This window comes from Armatimonadota bacterium (assembly GCA_031432545.1).
In the GTDB taxonomy this organism is placed as follows: Bacteria; Sysuimicrobiota; Sysuimicrobiia; order Sysuimicrobiales; family Sysuimicrobiaceae; genus Caldifonticola; species Caldifonticola tengchongensis.
In genome coordinates this window covers 1-21800 of record JAVKGX010000017.1, presented here as the reverse complement: position 1 = coordinate 21800, position 21800 = coordinate 1, and the positions used below count along the sequence as shown (strand labels likewise).

The following is a 21800-nucleotide window of genomic DNA, read 5'->3' as shown; positions in this document are numbered from 1 at the left end:
TCTCCATGAGCCGATCGCCTTTCGGCGTCGCAGTCCCCAATGGCCGGTACGTATTCGACCGGGCGCCGCTTTTGATCTACTGGGAGCTCACCCGCGCGTGCGCCCTGGCCTGCCAGCACTGCCGGGCCGAGGCCGTCCCAGACCGTCACCCCCTGGAGCTGTCCATGGAAGAGGGACGCCGGATGCTGCGAGACGCCACAGCCTTCGGCCGTCCCCTGCCCCACTGGGTCCTGACCGGAGGAGACCCCCTCAAGCGGCCGGACCTTGCGGCGCTGGTGGAAGAGGCTCGTGCCTTGGGGTTCGGCGTGTCGCTGGCGCCTAGCGCCACGCCTCTGGTCAGCCGCCAGGCCATCCAGGCTCTTGCGCGCTCGGGTGTGCAAGCCATCTCCCTGAGCCTGGACGGCTCCGGTCCGGACCGCCACGACGCGCTGCGGGGGATCCCGGGCTGCTTCGACCTCACCCTGCGCCTGGCGCGCTGCGTGCGGGAGGAGGGCATCAACCTGCAGATCAACACCCTCATCACCGCCTGCACAGCAGACGACCTACCGGCCCTGTACGGGTTGGTGCGTAGCCTAGACGCAGTCCGCTGGAGCCTGTTCTTCTTGATCCGGGTAGGACGGGGGCGGCTGCTGGAGGAGGTCCATCCGGAAGCCGCAGAGCGCCTGTGTCACTGGCTGTTCGGCCTAAGCCGGCAGTCTCCCTTCGCCATCAAGACCACGGAGGCCCCGCACTACCGCCGTGTGGCGTTGCTCCAGATGCTGCGGGAGGGCATGAGCCTCTCGGAAGTGGCCCAGACCTCCGTGGGCCGCGGATTCGGGGTGAGGGACGGGAACGGCATCGTGTTCGTCTCGCACGTGGGGGAAGTCTACCCGTCCGGCTTCCTGCCCTTGCGGATCGGCAACGTCCGGGAGCGCAGCCTCGTGGAGCTGTACCGTTCTTCCGATATGATGCTGCGGCTGCGGGACACCGACCGGCTGCGGGGGAAATGCGGGCGATGCCCCTTCCGAAATGTCTGCGGCGGCTCGCGGGCCCGCGCCTACGCCCACACGGGTGACCCCATGGCCAGCGACCCCCTGTGCCCGTACCTTCCTTCCGGATCCGGGCGGTAACGCCCCACACCGAGACGAACCGATGCGCGCCCCACTCCCCTAACATTGGGAGGGGCCCCGCCCGCGAGGGCGTGCTTGCGAGCGCCGTGCCACTCGAGCACGCGAGGCGATGACACGGGAGCGCTGCTCGTAACGCAGTTCTTGTTCCTCCCACTGTACCTGTGGCTGTTTTTAGGCGTGACGCTCGGTGAGGCCGTGAGGGCGGAGCCCTTCGTGCGGGTCTTCGCGTCGTCGTCCCCCTTCTGGCGGCCGTCGCGACGCAGACGTGGGCGGAATGGCATGCACCGGGGAGGAGAGCGATCCGCAGTCTGGCGTGGTTGCCCGTGCCGTGTCTGACGGTCGTGCTGTTTCTGATCGCACCCTCCCAGACGGGCCAGGTGGCGGACCACCTGCGGGGGATAGAGCTGGTGGTCGCGGCCTTCGTCCTGTACCTGATCCTCGCGGCGGGGCTGGGCGTGGCCACATCGCGCCTGTTCAGGCTTTCGCACGCGGCGACCCGGACTTTGTTGTTCAGTACCGGGACGCGCAACTCCTTCGTGGTGCTGCCCGTGGTCCTGGCCCTGCCGGCGGGGTGGGGGGCGGTGACCGTCGTCGTGCTCCAGCCCCTGGTGGAGTTGATGGGAATGTTAGTGTATCTGCATTGGGTCCCCCGGTTGACCGCCCGATGGGCGTCGGGCTGCATCTGAGGCCGGAATTGCTTCGGGCCTAGGCGTGCGTCCTGGGGGGACTGCGGCGGTCTATTTGCGGGCCAGGAGGGCGGCTGTGGCGCTTTCGGTCGACTCTTCCCACACAACCCGGTATCGCGCCTTCTGGAGCCTGCCCGTCGAGGACCTGCTGCGTGCGCTCGGGGCGAGCGAGGCGGGGCTGTCGGCTGCGGAGGCTGGAGCGCGGCGCGTGCGCTTCGGTCCCAACGCGCTGGCCGGGCAGCAGCGCTCCCAGGTACTGGCGCTCCTGCTGCGGCAGTTCACCAGCCCCATCGTCCTGATCCTGATGGGTGCAGCTGTACTCTCCTTCGGCCTGCACGACTCCACGGACGCGGCCATCATCCTGGCCATCGTGCTCATCAGCGGGCTGCTGGGCTACTCGCAGGAACGGGGCGCGGCGACGGCAGTCGACAAGCTGCTGGAGACCGTCGAACTGAAGGCTAGGGTGCTGCGCGATGGGCGCGAGGTCGAGGTCCCGACCGACGAGGTGGTGCCCGGCGACGTGGTGCTGCTGGGCGGCGGGTCCGGGGTTCCCGCGGACTGCCGGCTGCTGACCGGACGCGACCTGTTCGTCAACGAAGCCGCGCTGACCGGGGAGAGCTTCCCGGTGGCCAAGGCTCCCGGCGTCGTGCCGTCGGAGGCGCCGCTGGCGGGCCGGTCCAACGCGCTCTTTTTGGGTACCCACGTGGTGAGCGGGAGCGGCCGGGCCGTGGTGGTGCACACCGGGCGGGCCACCGAGTTCGGTCGGATCTCCGAACGGCTGCGTCTTCACCCGCCCGTGACCGAGTTCGAGCGCGGCCTACGGCACTTCGGTCATCTGCTGCTCGAGGTCACGCTGGTCCTGGTGATCATCATCTTCGCCTTGAACGTCTACCTCGCGCGGCCGATCCTCGACTCGTTTCTCTTCGCCCTCGCGCTCGCGGTGGGGTTGACGCCGCAACTGCTGCCCGCGATCACCACCGTGAACCTTGCGCGCGGTGCCCAGCGCATGGCCGAACGGCAGGTGATCGTGAAGCGCCTGTCGGCCATCGAGAACTTCGGCAGCATGGACGTGCTCTGCTCGGACAAGACCGGCACGCTCACGGAGGGGCGGGTGCGCGTGCACGCCTCCCTGGACGTCGAAGGACGCCCAAGCGAGCGGACGCTGCTGTACGCCTACCTCAATGCCGTTCATCAGACGGCCTTCCGCAATCCGATCGACGAAGCCATCCGCGCCCACCGCACCTTCTCCCTGGACGGCTGGCGCAAGCTCGACGAGGTGCCGTACGACTTCGAGCGCAAACGGCTCAGCGTGCTCGTGGAACACCAGGGGCATGTGATCCTCATTACCAAGGGTGCTGTGCGCAAAATCCTGGAGGTCTGCGTCGCGGTCGAAGGACCCGGAGGTACGGCGCGCCCGCTGACCGATGAGGCCCGGGCGGCGATCGAGCAGCGCTTCGCGCATCTCAGCGCCGAGGGATACCGGGTCCTGGGCGTCGCGATCCGCCGGATGGACTCGGCGGCAGCGATCGGCCGCGACTCCGAGTTCGGCATGACCTTTGTGGGGTTGCTGGCCCTCGCCGACCCGCCCAAACCCGATGTCGCGCATGCGGTGGAAGCGCTGGCCAACTTGGGGGTGCGGTTGAAGGTGGTCACCGGCGACAACGTGATCGTCGCCGCACGGACGGCGGCGCAGGTGGGGTTGAGCGAACCGCGCGTGCTCAGCGGCGAACAGCTGGACCGTCTGAGCGACGAGGCGCTGCCCGTGCGTGCCCAGGAAACGGACGTCTTCGCAGAGATCGAGCCCAACCAAAAAGAGCGCGTCATCCGCGCGCTGCGGCGGGCCGGCCACGTGGTCGGATACATGGGCGACGGGATCAACGACGCACCCGCCCTGCATGCTGCGGACGTCTCGATCTCGGTGCAGGGGGCGGTGGACGTGGCCAAGGAAGCGGCCGACATCGTGCTGCTCGAGCGGTCGCTCGCGGTGCTCGAGGCGGGCGTGCGCGAGGGGCGGCGCACCTTCGCGAACACGTTGAAGTACGTCTTCATGGCCACCAGCGCGAACTTCGGCAATATGTTCAGCATGGCCGGTGCTTCGCTGCTCTTGCCGTTCCTGCCTCTGCTGCCCAAGCAGATCCTGTTGACGAATCTGCTTACCGACCTCCCGGAGATGACGATCGCTACCGATCGGGTCGACGCAGACTGGATCGAACGGCCGCGGCGGTGGGACATCGGCTTCATCCGCCGCTTCATGGTCGTCTTCGGTCTGCTCAGCTCTATCTTCGACTACCTGACGTTTGGGGTGCTGCTGTGGGTGTTGCGTGCCGGACCGGCCGAGTTTCGTACTGGGTGGTTCGTGGAGTCGGTGGTCTCGGCGACGCTCATCGTGCTCGTGCTGCGCAGCCGGGGCCGCTTCTTCCGGACCCGGCCGTCCGGGGCGCTCCTGCTGGCGACGGCACTGGTGGTGGCCGCCACCGTCGCCTTACCGTACACGCCGCTGGCCGCGCCCTTCGAACTGGTGCCGCTGCCGCCGCTGTTCTTGGTTGTGCTCGGGGTCGTCGTGCTCGCCTACGTCGCCGGCGCCGAGCTGGTCAAGGGGTGGTTCTACCGGGGAGCGTCGGTTCGGTCGCCGACGGACATCGTGGCCCCTGGTTCACACGGCGGCGCGCACGTCTGAGGCCCGCCACTACCTCTCTTGGGACGCCACGCCGGATCGCCGTCCCCCGACGCCCCTGAGCCGCTCCTCCAGGTACTCCGCGAGGGCGACTGCGTTGTTGTGGCGTTCGTCGCGGGCGCCGAACAACAACGTCACGGTCCCCCCCCGCGCGCACGCCGCACGACCTGTTCGATCTGCGCCTGCGCCGGACTCCCCGACAGCCCCTGCCGGTACCGCCGGCAGAACTCCTTCCACCGGGCCGGATCGTGGGCAAACCACCGCCGCAGGGCATCGCTGGGGGCCAAATCCCGCGCCCAGAGGTCCACCTGCGCCGCGGCCCTGCTCAACCCCCGAGGCCACAGCCGGTCCACCAGCACCCGGAACCCGTCTGAAGGGTCCGGAGGCTCGTACACCCGGCGCACCCGCAGCACGCTTCCATTATCCTACGGCCGCCGGCCTGTGCGCCATGCGGTCTGGCGTACACCCTGGGCGCCGTCCCCGACGTACGGCTGTGCGGCGATCAGGGCGCGCTCGCAGACCTCCGACAGCAGGATCTCGAGGGCGGGGAAGGCGAAGTAGCGCTGCGCGACCGCGAAGTTGTGGTCCGTGATCTCCCGCCGGTGGTCGGGATCGACGACAAGTCTCCAGATCTGGTCGACGGCGTCGGCGGTGAGCTGTCCGTCGATCTCCACGAACCGGAAGCCCCGCCGTGTGATGTCGGCCAGCACCGGGTAGCGGTTGGTGAACAGCGGCAGGCGGTAGGCGGCGGCCTCGATGACCGGATTCCCGAAGCCTTCCAGGTCGCTGGGGAAGGTGACCACATCGGCGTGCACGTAGGCGTCGTGGATCGAGTAGACCTTTTCGGGATCGGTCCTGCGTTCGATCGAGATACGGTCTGCGGCGAGCCGGACCTCGAGATCCCGTGTCGCAGCCATCGAGAGAATTTCCGCCCGCGTCCGCTCGGCCTCCCGTTCGCCGTGCGCCGGCCCAGTGATGAGGAGTACGGCCCGACGCCCGCGCAGTCGCAGTCGCGCGTCGATCGCGGCGAACAGTTCGACGGACCGATCGATGCGCTTGCGTGGCACGATCCGCGAAGGCTGCAGGAAGACGACGTCGTCGGAACGGATGCCCAGGGCATTGCGGAAGTCGGCGTTGTACTCGTCCCGTGTCGCCATCGCCTCGAAGTCGAAGACGTTGGGCATTCGTGTCGCCACGATGCCGTGTCGCCGCCGAAACTCGCGCTGGGCCGCGCTGTTGATGACCACGTGGACGAGGGTGGGGTGTCCCGGCAGAAAGTGGTCGCGGATGAATTCGGCCGCCGCCCCACGGACCAGCTTTTCACGCTCCCAGTAGAAATCGTGGTGACGCGCGATCACCGGTACGGCCAGTTCCTCGACGAGTTCGCAGACGGCGATCCCGGCGGGCAGGTTCAGCGGCAAGCTGAGGAGGTTCTCGATGATCAGCAGGCCAATACCGTGCGTGTCCACAAACGCGCAAAGTTCCCGCTTGATCCCGTCGGGGCACTCGTGCAGCTCCCGCAGCGCTTCTTCCGAGATGTGGTCGGGATCGTAGCGCAGGCGGGCATCGAGCCTCTGGATCTGGCTGTCGTTACACTCCAGACGCGGAACGATCGTGTCGGTCGGCTTGGGCTGGGAGATCGCACCGGCGCACAGGTACACGAAGAACCCCATGCGCTCCAGCGCTTTCTCCCACTTGGCCGCCTCGATGGAGACGCCGTCGGCGGAACGCAGGCGCGCAGACACCATCCCGACGTTCACGTCCCGCCTCGTTGGCCCCGGTGATTCGGTCGATCGCAGACCTCGGGTGATACCTTCCCCGTCAGACTCGAGCTCTCCTGGCCGGCGTGGTGCGGCGGTAGGATCGGAGTGCGATATCAATACGATCCCCTGGCGATCGATAGATTTTTCTGGCACTTGTTCGCTGCCTCGACTACAATTCGCGCACACCGGTCCCGAGGTCGGCGAGTCCCCGAAGGATCCCGACCGGCGTCGCTGCATAACGCTCCCGTAACGCTCTTGCTCTCATGGGGAGAACGGCCGATGACGAGCGCAGCCACAGTCAGGGTCCTGGTCGTCGACCCGCACCCCATCTTCCGGATCGGGCTGGAGGCGGTCCTCCGTTCGGACCCGCAGATCGAGTTGGTCGGCAGCTGCGAGTCGGGACCCGAGGCCCTTCAGCTCTGCGCGTCGTTGCGGCCCGCGCTCGTGATCATGGATGTGGACCTGCCGGGGATGCACGGCGTCGAGGCGTGCCGTGCGGTGAAGCGGCTGCTGCCGGAGGCCGACGTCCTCGTTCTGACGGCGCGTGACGACGACGACGTGGTGTTCGAGACCATCCGCGCCGGTGCCTCGGGATACGTCCTGACGGACATCACCCCCGAGAACCTGATCCGTGCGGTGCATGCCGTGCGGCGGGGCCACACCATGATCCACCCGGGGATCGCGCGCCGGGTGCTGAACCGGCTCTCGTTCATGGCGCGCGACGGCAACGGCACCGGCGGTTTCGGGGACAACCTGACGGAACGAGAGGTCGAGATCCTCGTGGAGATCGCCAACGGGTCCACGAACAAGGAGATTGCCCGCAAGCTGTTCGTCTCCGAGTCCACCGTCAAGAGCCGACTGCGCAGCATCTTCCGCAAGATCGACGCGCGGGACCGCGCGCAGGCGGCCGCCTACGCGATCCGCAAGGGCTACACGCGCTGAGTGCCGCCCTCGACCGGCCACGGGTTGCAGACCGGGCGGTCAGGCATCCTCCGATGGATTCGAAGGAATCGCCTGTTCGAGGGAGGCGCCCTGCGGATCCGGTGTGCCACGCTATACGTCGGGCAGGCGGGGCGGCACGAAAATACACCGGGCGCGGAGGGGTCATGCGAATCCCCAGACTCCTGCTGGTGGGTGCGATCGTGGTCGTCTTTACCGGATGTGGCACCAGCACGGGGTTGCGGATGCCCGGCGGCCCGGCACCCGTCCGGATCTCCGGCATCACGGCCTTCTCGGGGATCGGACCGGTCAAGTACTACGTCGACCGCGCCAATCCCAACTGCAGCGACAGCGGCGCCGGTACTGAGACCCAGCCCTTCTGCACCATCGGGAGGGCCGCGAGGGTCACGAAGGCGGGCGAGACCGCCCAGGTCGCCGCGGGCACGTACGCGGAGGAGGTCTCCGTTGCGAACTCGGGGTCTGCGGGCGCGCCGGTCGCTCTGGTGGCGGCGCCCGGGGCGACGGTGACCGTTACGGGGCAGCGGTACGGATTTCGGATCTCGGGCCGCAGCTGGGTGACGATCCGCGGGTTCACGGTGACGAGGACCACCGACGCGGGGATCTACGTGTACAGCGCGTCCCACATCGTCCTGGAAGGCAACACCGTGAGCCACGCCGCGCGCCGAGGAGGCATCTACCTGTACCTGTCCTCGTACGTCACGGTTCAGGGCAGCGACGTCAGCTATTCGGGCACCCCTTCGTCGGACAACCTCGCGCCGGGGATCGTGGTGCGCGATACGACGGACACGAGGATCGCGAACAACAGCGTCCACCACAACTCCAACCACGGGATCTATGTCATCTACGCGTCCACACGTGTGGAGATCGTCGGCAACCGCATATTTGGCAACGACCGCGGCCCGGAGCAGCGGGGTGCGGCGGGCATCGAAGTCCGCAGCCGCGGCAACCTGATCGCCGGAAACATCGCGTACGACAACCAGGACAGCGGGATCAACCTCCGCGGCGACGGGCACGACAACCTGGTCGTCAACAACGTGAGCTACAACAACCGGGACCACGGCATCGACGTCTTGAAGGTCACCGGCAACCGAATCATCGGCAACACCGTGTACAAGAACGCGGTCGACGGGATCAGCGTCGAGGGGGGTTCGACCGGGACGCTCGTCGCGAACAACATCAGCGTCGACAACGGCATCAACAACTCCGCCTCAAGCGGAAACCTGTGGGTGTCGGCCGACTCGATCCCTGGTACGACCGCGGACCACGACATCCTGTACCACAGCGTTCCCGGCCAGACGCTTGTCCGATGGGGCTCGAAGCGGTACTCTAGCTTGGCCGCGTTCGTGGCGGCCACGGGGATGGAGCGCAACGGGATCGAGGCGGATCCGCGGTGGCGAGACCCGGCGGGGGGAGACTTCCGTCTGTTGGAGGGTTCCCCCGCGATCGACTCCGCAGACTCCGGAGTGAGCGGTCAGCAGGACACCGACGCCGAGGGGCGGCCACGGCGCGACGACCCGGGGACACCCAACACCGGCACGGGCCCCCGGCTGTACGACGACCGGGGCGCCTACGAATACTGACCTACCCGGTGCCGAGCGATTCAGAGCCGGCCGCAGTCGACGTTGCGGTTCAGGCAGTCATCGGTGAGCTTCTGGAGCCTGGACTGGTCCCACGTGTTCCAGAAGTCGCCATGGATGCTGTACACGCTCCCGCTCGCAAGGGTAATGTTCCCCGTCGTCGTGCCCACCGGGAACTCCAGCCGCATGATGATCCTGGGAATGGCCACCGGGTGCGTGGCCGGGCATGCGCCGCTCTTCGGGTATGCGAGGTGGCTGCGGTGGTCGGCGGAGTCGGGGTTCCTGCCGTCCCAACAGTTGGGGAACCCGACGTGGAGCGAGATGATCCCGACCGAGCAGGACGTGGGTGGCTCCTTGAGCTTCCCGGTGCTGTTGTCCGCACATCCCCAGTAGATTTCACGGCCGAGCAGAGGGTTGTCGGCAGCGGTCATCGCGCCCGCGTTGCCCACGACGACCCTCAGGTCCGGTGGAGGCGCGTGGATACGGGTTGTGGAGGCGAGGTTGTTCTTCCGATAGTAGAAGCGCTGGCGGGCGTTGCGGCCGCCGTAGCTGCCGGCGGGGTCGATCTTCACGCCGTCCCGGTACAGCGCAGGCGTCCAGTAACCGGCTGTGTCTCCCGATGTCGGGCTGCATGTGGTCTCGGACGTGGCCATTGACGAGTAGGTGCTCGAGGCGTTGGTGCTCCGGTTGGCGAAGAAGTCATGCAGGTGGCTTGCGCCGGCGTGTCCGAAGTGCACGATCGGGTCGTCGGCCAGCGCGTGGGAGAACGGACACTGGACGATCCAGCCCGGGCTACCGGATTCAGGCTCAACCTCGGGGTCCGAGCCGGGACCCGGACCTACGCCGGTGAGCGCGCCACCGCCGCACGCGGCCACGACCAGGACCATGGCGTAGACGAGCCAGACTCTGGACAACCCTGTGTGCGTGCCCATGGTCTCCTCCCTCGCAGGCGTACGCCCGCGCGAGGGCTCTGCACCCGAAAAACAAGAGCAGACAGGCCCGCGCAAAACAGGACCGTCTGCTCCCGTCCGTCCCCGTTCGGCAGCCCGGCTGACTGTCGCCAGTCCCGTGGCTTTGCGAACCGCCCTCGCGGGCGGGGTGCCCTTGTCGCGGGTCTGCTATTCAGTTGGCTGACACGTGTGGGTTATGCACCGGCGGACAGAATTCCTGCTGGCCGGCGTGCTTGACTTCCGACAAGACACGGATCGCTGTGCCCTGTTCGTCCCGTCGGGAGCGCGCCGATGAACGCTGCCCCGGTGCGCAGGACCGGGCGGCGTTGTGGTGGAACACCAAGGGCACGGCTCGCAGTCCCGCCGTGGAGGATTCCAGGTGACCAACAGCGCTGCGTCCGACGGTCCCGTGTGCCGGGGAATCGAGATCCTGGCGCGCTTGACCGCCGAGCTCGACGCTGCGGGTGTGGATTACTGCCACTGGAAGAGCAACGCCTTCGTGAAGGAAGTCGCGTGGGGGGAGGGTGATCTCGATCTGCTGGTCCCGGCTCAATCGGCGACGGCGTTCTCCGGGGTCGCGACCAAGCTGGGGTTCAAGTCCTTTGTGGCTTCGCCGTGCCGCGCGTACCCGGGGATCGTGGACCACCTTGGCTTCGACCAAACGACCGGTGTGCTGGTGCATTTGCACGTCTACCACCGCCTCGTCACCGGTGAGACGCACCTCAAGGGGTACGAACTCCCCTGGGATTCGCTCATGCTGTCGACGCGCCGGCGTGATCCGAACAGCGGTCTGTACGTCCTGGATCCGGACCTGGAGATGGTCGTCTTCCTGGTCCGCGAAGCGCTGAAGTTGCGGACGCGGGACCGGCTCCGCCACCTCCGCACCCCCTACTGGCGCGGCCGCCGTCTTGCGGAGTACGAGTGGCTGCGCGAGCGGGCGCGTCCGGAAGGGGTGGAAGACATGGGGCTGCGCGTACTGCCGCCGCGGGTCGCGCAGACGCTGCGCGGGATGTCCGAGAGGATGCCCTCCGTCGCCGAGGTCGCGAGGCTGCGCCGGGCCGTGGCTGCCGCGCTCGCCGTCCACCGCCGCTACGGCCCACTGGGCGCCATCTGGCAGGCGTGGATGCGGGAGATCTGTTGGGCGTGGGGAGGCCTGGATCGCAGGCTGCTGCGCCGGCCGGTGCCGCACACCCGCGTACCGGCGAGCGGTGGTGCGCTCGTCGCCTTCGTCGGCTCCGACGGGTCGGGCAAGTCCGCGGTCGTCCGTACGGTCGAAAAGTGGCTGTCGCGCAAGGCCGCGGTGTACACGGTGTACTTCGGCAGCGGCGAAGGGCCGGCTTCGCTGTTGCGCTGGCCCCTGAGGATGGCTCTCCGTGTGCTGAGGTCGGACCGGCGCACCGCGACACCTGCGCGGGAGGGCGGCGGAGAGTCCGAACGAGGCTGGCAGGTGATCGCGAGGGCGGTGTGGGCGCTGGTGCTGGCCTACGAGAAGCGGGGCAAACTCCGGCGGGCGTGGCAGGCAAAGGATCGGGGGATGGTCGTGCTGTGCGACCGCTACCCGCAGAACCGCGTGCCGGGCCACATGGACGGGCCGCTGCTGAGCCGGTGGACCGAGCACCGGTGGAGATTCCTGCGCTTTTTGGCCCGTTGGGAACGCATCCCCTACGACCGGGCGGCAACCCGACCGCCCGACGCCGTGATCCATCTGGTCGTCTCGCCGGAGGTCGCCAGCGGTCGCAAGCCCGGGATGGATCCTGCGGACATCGTCCGGCGCACGAACTCCGCACACGTCGTCGCCCACGCCGCGGGCGCGCAGGTGTTCACCGTGGACGCCGATGCTGGGCTGGACGAGGTCGTGGCTGAGGTGAAGCGGGCGGTATGGAGCGTGATCTGAGGGCTTCGCTCAGGGTCGTCCCACGCTCAGGTAGGTGAAGCCGAGGCGGCGCATCGACGCGGGGTCCAGCAGGTTGACGGCGTCGACGATGTTCGGTGAGCGCATCGTCGTCCGGATGCGCCCGTAGTCGAGTTCGCGGAACTGAGGCCAGGCGGTGGCCAGCAGCAGGAGATCGGCGTCGGCTGCGGCCTCGTAGGGGTTGCGGACGACGCGCCCCTCGACGTCCGCCGCTTCGAGGCCGGGATCGTACGAGGTCACCTCGGCGCCCCGGCGCACCAGCCGGTCCACGAGCACCGAGGCGGTCGAGTTGCGGACGTCGCTGGTGTTGGGTTTGAACGTCAGGCCGAGCACCGCGATGCGGCGGTCGTACAGCGAAGGCCCCAGCAGCGCGTGCACCTTCGCCAGGATCTCGCGCCGCTGGTGTTGGTTCTTCTCCAGCACCGCCTTCAGGAAGTACGGTTCGTAGCCGGCGTCTTCGGACAGCCGGATCAGCCCCTCCAGGTCTTTCGGCAGGCACGGGCCGCCGAAGCCTACGCCCGGCCGCAGGTAGTCGTGGCCGATGCGCCGGTCGTAGCCGATGCCCTGCGCGACCACCTCCACGTCCGCGCCGACGCGCTCGCAGATGTTGGCGACCTCGTTGATGAACGAGATCCGCATGGCCAAGAACGCATTCGCGGCGTACTTGATCATCTGCGCGTTCTCGATGGTCGTCTCGAGGATGGGTGCCTGCAGCGGCTCGAACAGCTCCCGGACCATGGCCCGCGCGTCGGCGCTGTCCGCTCCGACCACCACGCGGTCCGGGAAGAAGAAGTCCGAGACGGCGTGGCCCTCGCGCAGGAACTCCGGCGTCGCCACCAGGTCGTAATCCGATCCTTCGCGCAGCCCCGACCGTTCGAACACGCGCCGAATGGCCGCGTGGGATCCCACCGGGACGGTGCTCTTGACGGCCACCACGAAGTGGCGGTTCATTTGGCGGGCCAGCCGCAGGGCGACCTCGATCACGTGCGACAGGTCCGCTTCGCCGTTGCTGCGGCGCGGGGTGTTGACGGCCACGAACACGATGGCCGCTTCGGCGAGGGCCTCGGGCAGCGACGGCGTGAACACGAGGCGACCGGAGCGCTGCTGTTCGTGCAGCAGTTCCGGTAGATCCGGCTCGAGGAACGGGCAGAAGCCGCCGCGCAGCATCTCGATGCGTTCCTCGTTGACGTCGAAGGCGCGCACGAGGTGGCCCAGGTGCGCGAGCCCGGCAGCGGTGATCGTTCCGACGTAGCCGGCGCCGCCGATGACCGCGACGGGCACCGGGCGGAGTGCCGTGCCGCGCAGCGCTGCGACTTTGCTATCCAAGGGGGACCACCTCTCTGCGTTCGGCCAGCATCGCCTCGACGGTGCGGCGCAGGCCCGTCTCGAAGTCGACGTGGGGCTCGTAACCGATCAGCCGTCGGGCGAGGCCAATGTCGGCTTCGGTGTGGCGGACGTCTCCGGGCCTCGCTGGTTCGTGTACGACCTGGAGCGCGCGACCGAGGATCCGTCCGACGTGGCAGACCAGGTCCAGCAGCGTGTGGCGCCGGCCCGCCCCGACGTTCATCGTGGCCGCCTCAACGTCGGCGTCGGCGGCCCGCAGGTTCGCCTCCACGACGTTGTCGACGTAGGTAAAGTCACGCGACTGAAGCCCATCCCCGTGGACGGGCAGCACCGCGCCGTCCATCGCCAGACGGATGAACTTGGGGATGACCGCCGCGTACTCGGACGCCGGATCCTGCCACGGACCGAAGACGTTGAAGTAACGCAGGCAGACGGTGGGCAGTCCGAAGGCGCGGCTGTACGCCTGGCACAGCGCCTCGCCGGCGAGCTTGCTGGCCGCGTAGGGCGAGCGCGGCTTGGGGATCTGCCCCTCGTGCTTGGGAAGCGGCGTGTCCCCGTAGACCGACGAAGAGGAGGCGAACACGAGCCGGCGCACTCCGGCCCGCCGGGCCGCCTCCAGCACGCGCAGCGTCCCCGCGACGTTGACCTCCGTCGTCGCCTCCGGGTCGCGCATCGAGCGCGGGACCGAGCGGAGGGCTGCCTGATGGAAGACGACGTCCACTCCAGCGCAGGCGCGCGCGACGACGTCGAAATCTCGGATGTCGCCGTTGACGAGCTCACAGCGCGCGCTCAGCGCGACGGGCCGGCTGGGGCGTTCGGACATCCGCAGGTGCACTTCGCTGGCAGGCCACCCCAGCGCCCGCGCCAGATTCTCCGGTGTGCCCTCGCAGAAGTTGTCCAGCACCCGCACGGCGTCGCCGCGCTTTAGAAGCGCGGCCACCAAATGGGCGCCGATGAACCCGGCGCCGCCGGTCACGAGCATCGTCCGCATCTTGCCCTCCTCTGGCAGGATGGGTTGATCGGTCATGCGAACCGGACCATCGCTGTGTGGCCGCTGCGGCCGGGTGGGGGGCCGACGTCCTGGCCGTCGAGTTCCACCCAGGCGTGCGCACGGTGGTCGGCCGCATGGGGCGGCAGGCCGATGACGACCTCGGCCGGGTCCCCCTGCTCGCGCAGCAGACGGTAGAGGACCAGAGCGTTGACCAGACAGGTCGGGCCGATGCGACCGAACGTGAGACTGCGCGCCACCGCGCGGCTCAGGGTCCGGGGTGGGTACCGCCGGCGCGCAAGACGCGTGGGCCGGCCGAGCGCCGCGACGAATTCCGGGAAGGGAACCCGTCCCATCCCGAAGCGCACGCGCGCGTAGCAGCCCCACACGCGCAGGAGCAGACGCACCTTGGCCGCAAGCGAAAGCGGGTTCGCGGGTGGCTCACGCATCGCTGTGGCAGAGTGCGGAGAGCGTGGCGACCGCCGCCGGCAGGTCTTCCAGCCTGAGCGCGCGGTGGAAGTTCCACAGCGAGACGGTTCGTGCGACCGCTGCGACGCCCGCGAAGCACCGGGTGCGGTCGGGGTCGTTGGGCAGCCGGAACGCCAGGGTCCACAGGTCCGCGAGCCCGTCGCGGAGCGTCGTGGGCTCCAGCCGGGGCGAGCCGTTGCCGGCGCGCAGGAAGACCACCGCGCGCAGGGGCACGGGGGTACAATCCCCGCGACGGGCGTCGTCGATCGCCAGGCACACCCGGTCGTCGAGGCGTCCCACCTCGCACACACCGGACAGAGCCAGCCGGTCGGCGACGTCCCTGCGGATCCGCAGCGTCGCCGGACCTGGGACGGCCGCCGGCTGTGGCAGCGGTCGTATGCACGTCAGGTCCTCGGAGAGCAGTCGGAACCCGGCCTGGTGGAAGGCCGCTGCGAGCGTGGTCTTTCCGAACCGGCTGGGTCCGGCCAGCACGATCGCGCCTCCGTGCGCCTCAACCGCGGCGGCGTGGAGCGTCAGGTCGCCGCGTCCGACCGCGCACAGCGTGGTCGGCAGGCCCCACAGCCGGTGTTCGCGCCGCAGGTGTTCGTCCGTGTCCGGGACCTCGATCCGCAGGACATCGGGCTGCACGCGGTACCAGCCGACCTCCGAGATCCACAGCCGGTAGGTGCGCCCGTCGGAGTACAGACGGGCGTGCAGGGCGTTGTCCGGTCGGGGTGTCCACTCGATCCACAGTTCGTCGTGCGGGTCTGGCCCCGGTCGGGCGCCGCCGACGATCTCCAGAGGCACGCCGCCGCCGTGCCGGAGGTAGTGGAACTCCAACTCCGACCGGACCGCGAAACCGGAGCACGCCCGCAGGCCGTCTGTCGTCATGTGCACGTCACCACAGTGCGAGGAACGCCTGGATCGAAGCCAGGTCCTTCGCCCACAAAAACTCGGACAGTTCCAGGTCTTCCATATGGAGCCGGTACGCGAGGACCTCGTAGTCGATGCTGCGTAGGCGGTGCTTGGGTTCGACCAGCCACCGGCGCAGCGCCTTGTAGTCGATGTTGTCCCGGATCGCGTCGTCGAAGTACGTCTTGTCCGACCGGTCAAGGATCGTATCCGGCACCCGCCCGCGCAGCAGGCTTCGGACCAGACCCTTGGGTCGGACGTCCGGGAACTTCACCTCCGCGGGCAGGCTCATGAAGAACTCCCACAGGTCCACGTCGGCCCAGGGGACCCGCACGCGCACGCCGCACACCTCCTGGCACACCTCGTCGGCGCAGCCCGCGAGGTTGGCGCCCTCGAAAGCGGGCATCTGCGCGTGCCGCCAAGTCGGCCTCGTCGCCTCCACGGTGCGCCGGGCCTGCCGGACGCGATCGGCATCGAGCCAGTCCGGTGCGCGCACCCGCGGCCCGCCCCTCACCCTTCGGTAGGCTGCATACAGCCGGGGGAAGGCGGCGACGGCCAGATGCCCGGCGAGCGACCCGAGCCCGACTCCGTTGGCCCGGTACCCGCGCAGGTGCCGGGCCAGAGTGCGGATGCGGCCGCGCCGGAGCAGGTGGCGGAACAGACCCTGGCGCATCTCGACCAACCCCTCCGCGTACTCGCCGGTGATGACCGTCCGGTACCCGAGCGCGCGAGCGCACCGATACATCTCCTCGGTTTCGGAGATCGTGTACTGGGGGTGGACCGGGGACCGGGTCAGACGGGTCCAGTACTCCAGATGGTCCGTGGGGCGGGCTGCGGGAACGTACGTGTGGAGCACGAGCCCGGCCGAACTCGCCATCGCCCGGATGAACTCGCTCTCGTCAGCGGTGGGGTGCTGCGGATAGACGGCGGAAACCGCTCCCAGCGGCCGCCCCCAGCGCGCGCGGTGCAGGGGGGCCGCGAAGGCGGCCACCGCGGTCGAGTCGATCCCTCCGCTCAGCGCGATGGCGTCTGCACCGGTCAGGGTGCGGGCGACCGCCTGGGACATGCACGCCGCGAACCGCTCGGCGATCTCGTCGTCTGCCAGCCGTGCGCTCTCGATCAGGTGCTCCGGACGCCAGTAGCGGTGCAGGCGCACGGAAGAGCCGTCCGCGCACAGGGTCGTCGCCGCCGGCAGGGTCCGCACCCCCAGGTGGGTGCCGGCGCTGCCGTCGCAGAACTTGTACAAGAGCGCTTCCAGTCCATCCAGGTCCGGCTGCAGGCCGGTGGGCAGCACCGGTTCGAGCTCCGCCGGTTCGCTGGCGACGGCGACTGTCCCGGCGCGTTCGGAGTAGACCAGGGTATACAAGCCCACGTGGTCGCGGAAGCACCACAGCTGCCTGCCATCGGTCACCGCGGCCGCGAAGGCGCCGCGCAGCCGGGCCGGAGCGTCTTTGCCGAAGCGCTGGAACGTCGCCAGCACCGCCTCGGCCGGGGTGGCTACCCGGTCGCCCGGTTCGGCGGCCAGCTCAGCCAGGTTGTCGAGCGTCCCGCAGAAGACCGCACCCCATCCGTCCCGCGTCGCCGAGCCGGCATCCGAGCCGTCTTCGGTTCTGCTGAAGCCGAGCAGGCACCTGCCGACGGCTACGCATTGGCGGCACGTGCCGCGGTAGGGTGCCGATCCGAGCATGCGCTCGCCCAACTGCGGATCGGGAGGGAAACCGACGGTTGCGACGATGGAACCCATAGCTCAGCGTTCGCCACCGGGGACATCGTGGAGCGACTCCGCGGTCCCGGGTGGGACGCGGACCGCGGAGTGCGGGGTTACGGGTGCTGTCGCACCTACGTCCCCGTATGGCCGCAGGACGCTTCTCCGAACTTGTCGCGCGGACAGGAGCAGTCCCAGTCCTTGGGTGGTGGTCCAGAGCCACCACACCGTGTGAAGGTGTGATCCTGGATCAGTCCGAAGTCCGCGACCTGCGGCTTCTCGTACCTCATGGCTCACCTCCTTTCCGTGATGTTTTGCCGAACACCTGGCGGTTCGTGTCAGGTGGTGCGCACGACGTCGCGGTCGGCCAGAGCTTGTATGAACTCCCTCACGTCTCGCTCCACGGCATCCGGCGCGTCCGGCACGGCGGCCCGTACACCGGCCAGGACCTCCCCCAGCGTCGCGCCCTCCGTCCCCAGCAGGTCCCAGATCAGGGCACCCACCGGATTGAGCCCGTGGTAGTGTGCGGTGTCCAGGTGCAGCAGCACCGCGCCCTGGCCGGGCGCGAGTTCCTGGTAGACGACCCGGTCGTTGCGGACGATCTTCGTCTGCGCGGTGATCATCGAGCACCTCAGTACAGGCCAAGCGTCCCGCGTCGACGCTCTGCGCGGAACGCCGCTTGGAACGCCCCGAGCCCCACAAGCAGCGTCGCCACAGAGATGGCCAACACGGCCAGCACATCGGGCGCGACGTCGGCCCATCCGGAACCGCTCAGCAGCGCCGCGCGCATCCCGTCCAGCACGATCGCCATCGGGTTGACCGCGGCCAGATGAAAGAGCCATTGCGGGAACACGGAGACGGGGAAGTACGCGCCGGACAGCACGGCCAGCGCGGCGGTCCCCGCACCGATCACGCTCCAGGCGTTTTTGAACCGCAGCGTCGCCGCGGCGCTGAGCGCAGCGACGCCGGCGACGAAGGGTGCGAAGGCGACCAGCAACAAAAGAGCCGAGAGGACCCCGGCCGGGTGGAGCGTCACTCCGAGCAGGCCGACCATGCCCAGGAACAGGGCCATCCGCACGGGCAACAGCATCAGTTCGTAGGCGACGAGCCCGAACTGGAGCGTCACCATGGAAACCGGCGCCACGAGCAGCGACTCGATCGTCCCGATGAACTGCTCCGTCCTGAGGGCGGTTGCCAGCCGGAACGCACCCAGCTGGAAGAACGTCGTGACCGCCACACCGACCGAGACGAACGCGACGTATGCCGTCGGCCCCTGCCCGCCGATCCGGGACGGGTCGACGATCTGCGCGACGAAGTAGAAGACCGCCACCTGGCCGATCATGCCGGCGAACCCGCTGAGGAAGTTCACCGGGTAGCTCCAGGCGATCAGGAAGTCGCGGCGCACGAACGCCCAAACCGCCCCCAGCCCTGGCAGGAAGCCAGGATACGGACGTGGCGGCGTCGTGATCGTCATCGGCTGTCTCCTCGGGTGATCTGCAAGAAGACGTGCTCGACCTCCGGCGTCTCCTCGCGGCACGCCAGGACCTGGAAGTTCGAAGCGGTCAGGGCCGCCACCGCATCGCCGAGGATCGCGCCCTCGGGCAGGGCGAGCAGGAAGTGTTCGGCCTGTGCGGTCGGCTCGATCGTGCCGGTCGTACCCAGCGCTCTGTCCAGCGCCTCGGCCAGGTCCGGGACACGCCGCGCTCCGTCGCGAACCTGCAGGATGTATCGGCGGGGCAAGGACCGGCTCAGCAGTTCCGGGACCGTACCGTCGAACAGGACACGTCCGCGACCGAGCACCGTCACGGTGTCGGCGAAGCCCCGGATCTCCTCGACGCGTTGGGTCGTCCAGATCACCGCCGTGCCGCGCGCGGCGCGCGCGCGCACGAGCGTACGGACCGCCTGTGCCCCCTCCGGATCCAGGTCGTGCGTCGCCTCGTCGACCAGCAGGACAGGTGGGTCGGTCAACAGCGCGCGCGCCACCGACAACCGCTTCTGCATGCCGTGGGAGTAGCGCCCGACGGCGACCTCCCCGGCGTCTGCCAGGCCGACCTGGTCGAGGACCTCGCGTGCCCGCCCGGCCGCCTGCCGCCCCCGCATCCCGTGCAGCCTCGCGAAGAAGACGAGGTTTTCCAGGCCCGACAGGCGCAGATAGAAGGTGCGGTCGCCGGAGGGGACCAAACCGATAAGGCGCCTGGTCACCCATCCACCGTCGGTCACCGCCTGCCCCAGGATCCGCGCCTCTCCTTCGTGGGGGTCTATCAGCCCGGTCAGCACGCGCAGCAGGGTCGTCTTGCCGGCGCCGTTGGGGCCGAGCAGCGCTGCGACCTGCCCCGGCACGACGCGCATCGACACCCGGTCGAGGGCAACGACGGCGCCGAAGCGGCGCGTCACCTCCACGAGCTCCACCGCCGGAGACCCGCTGCCTTCCTGCCTGAACGACGGTGCGCGCGCGCGGCCCGCAGTCGTCCCGTCTGCCCGTAGGTCCATGTGCGACGCTTCTGGCCGGCTACCCACGGACCACCTCGCTGCCGTACTTCCAGATCAGGCGCAGCGGGCGGAATGCGTAGTACAGCACCGACAGCGCCGGAGGCAGTCGCAGGGCGCTCCAGTCCTGCAGGTTTGGCGTGGTGGCCGACCTCCAGACATACCGAAGGCGGTCGCCGATCCGCTCCCGGCAGCGGTAGTAGAACATCGAAAACCCCACTCTTTCGGCCACGGCGGAGTGGTCGGGCACCCACAGGCGACGCGTCACCTGGTCGCGCAACGTACCGACCATTGGATCGGTGGCCGCCCCTGCCGCGAGGATGTCCGGCAACGGGGCGCGCAGCAGCGATCCCGCAAGCGTTGCCCCCACAAGCACCATCCGCGTGCAGCCCATCGACCGTGCGCGTTCGAGCGTCGCTTCCCAGTCAGGGCGTTCGTGCCAGAGAAACTCCGCGACGTCGGCGATCCACAACAGCCTCGACCAGCGGTGCTTGGCACCGTGCGCGCACAGCACGATCAGGAGGTCTTCGGGCGCCAGATCGGGAATGGACCGCCCTCCCAGCGGCTGGACGGTCCTGCGCCGCCACAGCTCGTCGAAAGGGAGTGCAAAGAGCAGGTACCTCTGCGCCAGGCGCCAGTGCAGCTCGACGACCATGCGACCGTCGCGGCGGACGAAGTTGCGCATCGCGCCGTGGGCCAGATAGAAGGCCTCCTGCCGGGGCGTCAGCGGGATGTCGGGGCGGTATCCGGACTCCATGAGCAGTCGGTGGGCTGGCTCGGCGTCTGAGGGATGCACGAGCACGTCGAGGTCCCGAACTTCGCGAAGTCCGACGTTTCCGTACAGCCGAAGGGCGAGCGTCGGCCCCTTCAGCGGCATCACCCGCACCCCCCCGGCGGCGAAACGTTCCAGCAAGCGCAGCAGTTCGGCGGTCAGGAACAGGTTCTGCGCGAGGGTGTCCTCCAGGGCCGCGCGCAGCCGGGCCGCCACCCAGAGCGGGATGGCTTCGGCGCTAAGGCGTCGGTGGACGAGCGAGAGCACGCCGTGCCCGGCCGCGAGGGCCAGGAAGGCCTCCCACGCCGCGTCGTCGGCGGGCAGCCCGGCAGCCACCGCATCGGTCGCCGCCTGAGGATTGGCGCACAGCAGCAGCAGGGCTTGGGCGGGTGTGGTCGGCGCGACGGAGCGTGTCACGGTCGGTGGACCCCCATCTCCCGCGCTGCCTGGACCAGCGCATCCCACAGCGGGTTGGCGCGGCCGTCCTTGTCGAGGAACGTGCGCAGCGAGTCGCGCCAGGGGCGGTGCCAGGCCCACAGGTCGACCCCGTCGGCGCCCTGGAGAAGCGGCACGCTGACGTGCGCCGCGACCTGTCTGCGTGCCGTCGCGGCGTCGTGCGGGTAGGAAGGCTCGGAGAACGACAGTTGCGCCGTGCGGTTGAACAGCAAAAACGGCTGCGGAAACATCGCGCGAGCCTTCTGCCACGCCCTCGCCTGGACGTCCGGGTCGAAGTTGCGCAGGCTCGTCGACAGAAAGAACCCGTCGACGTACCCGGATTCGTAGAACATCTTGAGGACGTAGTCGCGCAGGTAGCGGGAGTTGCCGACGAGGTACTGCGCGCACAGCCTCTGCCCCGGCTGGTTGCAGGTCAGCTCGCCGTCGATCACGTCGACGATCACCGGCACGCCGGGGGCTTCGCGGCGCAGCACGCCACCGGTCGCGCGCAGATAGGCAAGCGCCGTCTGTGGATCGAGCGCTTCGTTGAGTTCGTCGGCAATCCGTATGCCCGCGATCGTCCCCGGGTTGGCACGGACCTGGGCGACGACGGCCCGAACGGTAGGGGCGATGTCCTTGCCCGCTGCAAAGTCGCGCTTCTCGTCGAACTGAATGTAGACGGCGAGCCCTGCGGCCCGCGCCGCCCTGACGAGATCCTGGTCGCCGGCAGCGACGATCACGGCGTTGAACACCCGCCGGATCTGCTCGAGGTCCCAGGTCCGGCTGCGGAAGACGTACTTTCCCTCGAGCCGGTTGGCGTGGACGGCGAGGACAGCACGGTCTGGTGCCCGAGGCGGCGCGGAACGCGAAGGCGGCGTCCCAAACGCCAAGATGAGCAGGAGGATCCCCGCCATGGCCCACGTCAGACTGATGCTGACCAGCCGAGAGCGCCCCGCCTGACCGAAGCGCAGGACCCGGGCGGGATCCACGTGCCCGAGCGCGGGATGCGGGCTATTGACGTCCGCGTCTGGGGCCCCCTGGAGACCGCGTGCCACGGC

At 68.9% G+C, this 21800-nt stretch carries 18 protein-coding genes, 1 pseudogene and 1 riboswitch; of the genes and pseudogenes, 6 read left to right on the top strand and 13 right to left on the bottom strand.

Annotation, left to right across the window (positions count from 1 at the left end; translation table 11 throughout):
* Positions 1 to 5: 5 nt before the first annotated feature.
* The 3 genes from QN163_10725 to mgtA all read left to right on the top strand — a co-directional run bounded on the left by QN163_10725 (position 6) and on the right by mgtA (position 4472).
* Positions 6 to 1109 carry a TIGR04053 family radical SAM/SPASM domain-containing protein gene (locus QN163_10725; protein ID MDR5684475.1) on the top strand — a complete coding sequence of 368 codons (1104 nt, stop codon included), beginning with the start codon at positions 6 to 8 and terminating at the stop codon, positions 1107 to 1109.
* Between the two features lie 323 nt (positions 1110 to 1432).
* Positions 1433 to 1795 carry a hypothetical protein gene (locus QN163_10720; protein ID MDR5684474.1) on the top strand — a complete coding sequence of 121 codons (363 nt, stop codon included), beginning with the start codon at positions 1433 to 1435 and terminating at the stop codon, positions 1793 to 1795.
* A 76-nt stretch (positions 1796 to 1871) separates the two neighbouring features.
* Entirely contained in the window at positions 1872 to 4472 is a 2601-nt protein-coding gene (gene mgtA, locus QN163_10715) for a magnesium-translocating P-type ATPase (GenBank protein MDR5684473.1), read from the top strand.
* A 9-nt stretch (positions 4473 to 4481) separates the two neighbouring features.
* On the opposite strand, the pseudogene QN163_10710 reads toward mgtA, so the two are convergent.
* Together QN163_10710 and QN163_10705 are read right to left on the bottom strand one after the other, a co-directional pair.
* Positions 4482 to 4882 (bottom strand): annotated as a pseudogene (locus QN163_10710) (DUF488 domain-containing protein).
* Between the two features lie 12 nt (positions 4883 to 4894).
* Positions 4895 to 6229, bottom strand: coding sequence for a glycosyltransferase family 4 protein (locus QN163_10705; protein MDR5684472.1), 1335 nt, complete (start codon positions 6227 to 6229; stop codon positions 4895 to 4897).
* 282 nt (positions 6230 to 6511) lie between these two features.
* Here QN163_10705 and QN163_10700 point away from each other — a divergent pair, with 282 nt between their 5' ends.
* Together QN163_10700 and QN163_10695 are read left to right on the top strand one after the other, a co-directional pair.
* Complete coding sequence (locus QN163_10700) at positions 6512 to 7174, top strand: response regulator transcription factor (protein MDR5684471.1); 663 nt, start codon at positions 6512 to 6514, stop codon at positions 7172 to 7174.
* A 164-nt stretch (positions 7175 to 7338) separates the two neighbouring features.
* Positions 7339 to 8772 carry a right-handed parallel beta-helix repeat-containing protein gene (locus QN163_10695; GenBank protein MDR5684470.1) on the top strand — a complete coding sequence of 478 codons (1434 nt, stop codon included), beginning with the start codon at positions 7339 to 7341 and terminating at the stop codon, positions 8770 to 8772.
* A gap of 20 nt (positions 8773 to 8792) precedes the next feature.
* Here the strand turns inward: QN163_10695 and QN163_10690 are convergent, their stop codons facing one another.
* Positions 8793 to 9701, bottom strand: a complete 909-nt coding sequence (locus QN163_10690; protein ID MDR5684469.1) for a DUF1996 domain-containing protein — start codon at positions 9699 to 9701, stop codon at positions 8793 to 8795.
* Positions 9702 to 9806: 105 nt separating this feature from the next.
* Positions 9807 to 9882, bottom strand: a riboswitch (cyclic di-GMP riboswitch).
* A 216-nt stretch (positions 9883 to 10098) separates the two neighbouring features.
* Here QN163_10690 and QN163_10685 point away from each other — a divergent pair.
* The gene (locus QN163_10685) at positions 10099 to 11613 is read left to right on the top strand and encodes a hypothetical protein (protein ID MDR5684468.1); all 1515 of its coding nucleotides are present in this window, start codon (positions 10099 to 10101) and stop codon (positions 11611 to 11613) included.
* A gap of 9 nt (positions 11614 to 11622) precedes the next feature.
* On the opposite strand, the gene QN163_10680 is transcribed toward QN163_10685, so the two are convergent.
* The 10 genes from QN163_10680 to QN163_10635 all read right to left on the bottom strand — a co-directional run.
* Complete coding sequence (locus QN163_10680) at positions 11623 to 12957, bottom strand: UDP-glucose/GDP-mannose dehydrogenase family protein (protein ID MDR5684467.1); 1335 nt, start codon at positions 12955 to 12957, stop codon at positions 11623 to 11625.
* Positions 12950 to 14002 carry an SDR family oxidoreductase gene (locus QN163_10675; GenBank protein ID MDR5684466.1) on the bottom strand — a complete coding sequence of 351 codons (1053 nt, stop codon included), beginning with the start codon at positions 14000 to 14002 and terminating at the stop codon, positions 12950 to 12952. The genes QN163_10680 and QN163_10675 overlap by 8 nt, the downstream gene beginning before the upstream one ends.
* Complete coding sequence (locus tag QN163_10670) at positions 13999 to 14370, bottom strand: lasso peptide biosynthesis B2 protein (GenBank protein ID MDR5684465.1); 372 nt, start codon at positions 14368 to 14370, stop codon at positions 13999 to 14001. Before QN163_10670 ends, QN163_10675 begins: the two co-directional genes overlap by 4 nt.
* A gap of 34 nt (positions 14371 to 14404) precedes the next feature.
* A complete protein-coding gene (locus tag QN163_10665) occupies positions 14405 to 15322 on the bottom strand; it encodes a hypothetical protein (GenBank protein ID MDR5684464.1) in 918 nt (305 codons plus the stop codon).
* A 7-nt stretch (positions 15323 to 15329) separates the two neighbouring features.
* On the bottom strand, positions 15330 to 17087 hold the full coding sequence (locus tag QN163_10660) for an asparagine synthase-related protein (protein ID MDR5684463.1): 1758 nt from the start codon (positions 17085 to 17087) through the stop codon (positions 15330 to 15332).
* Positions 17088 to 17386: 299 nt separating this feature from the next.
* Positions 17387 to 17671 carry a PqqD family protein gene (locus QN163_10655; protein MDR5684462.1) on the bottom strand — a complete coding sequence of 95 codons (285 nt, stop codon included), beginning with the start codon at positions 17669 to 17671 and terminating at the stop codon, positions 17387 to 17389.
* A gap of 8 nt (positions 17672 to 17679) precedes the next feature.
* Complete coding sequence (locus tag QN163_10650; GenBank protein ID MDR5684461.1) at positions 17680 to 18522, bottom strand: ABC transporter permease; 843 nt, start codon at positions 18520 to 18522, stop codon at positions 17680 to 17682.
* The gene (locus tag QN163_10645) at positions 18519 to 19565 is read right to left on the bottom strand and encodes an ABC transporter ATP-binding protein (GenBank protein ID MDR5684460.1); all 1047 of its coding nucleotides are present in this window, start codon (positions 19563 to 19565) and stop codon (positions 18519 to 18521) included. The genes QN163_10650 and QN163_10645 overlap by 4 nt, the downstream gene beginning before the upstream one ends.
* Positions 19558 to 20724 carry a nucleotidyltransferase family protein gene (locus tag QN163_10640; GenBank protein MDR5684459.1) on the bottom strand — a complete coding sequence of 389 codons (1167 nt, stop codon included), beginning with the start codon at positions 20722 to 20724 and terminating at the stop codon, positions 19558 to 19560. Before QN163_10640 ends, QN163_10645 begins: the two co-directional genes overlap by 8 nt.
* A partial coding sequence (locus tag QN163_10635; protein MDR5684458.1) for a hypothetical protein occupies positions 20721 to 21800 on the bottom strand: 1080 nt, incomplete at its 5' end. The genes QN163_10640 and QN163_10635, both read right to left, overlap by 4 nt.

Bases quoted from the DNA above. Each gene is read 5' to 3' on its own strand.
- QN163_10725 (MDR5684475.1), top strand. From the start codon at position 6: ATGAGCCGATCGCCTTTCGGCGTCGCAGTCCCCAATGGCCGGTACGTA.
- QN163_10700 (MDR5684471.1), top strand. From the start codon at position 6,512: ATGACGAGCGCAGCCACAGTCAGGGTCCTGGTCGTCGACCCGCACCCC.
- QN163_10695 (MDR5684470.1), top strand. From the start codon at position 7,339: ATGCGAATCCCCAGACTCCTGCTGGTGGGTGCGATCGTGGTCGTCTTT.
- QN163_10690 (MDR5684469.1), bottom strand. From the start codon at position 9,701: ATGGGCACGCACACAGGGTTGTCCAGAGTCTGGCTCGTCTACGCCATG.
- QN163_10675 (MDR5684466.1), bottom strand. From the start codon at position 14,002: ATGACCGATCAACCCATCCTGCCAGAGGAGGGCAAGATGCGGACGATG.
- QN163_10665 (MDR5684464.1), bottom strand. From the start codon at position 15,322: ATGACGACAGACGGCCTGCGGGCGTGCTCCGGTTTCGCGGTCCGGTCG.
- QN163_10660 (MDR5684463.1), bottom strand. From the start codon at position 17,087: ATGGGTTCCATCGTCGCAACCGTCGGTTTCCCTCCCGATCCGCAGTTG.
- QN163_10655 (MDR5684462.1), bottom strand. From the start codon at position 17,671: ATGATCACCGCGCAGACGAAGATCGTCCGCAACGACCGGGTCGTCTAC.
- QN163_10650 (MDR5684461.1), bottom strand. From the start codon at position 18,522: ATGACGATCACGACGCCGCCACGTCCGTATCCTGGCTTCCTGCCAGGG.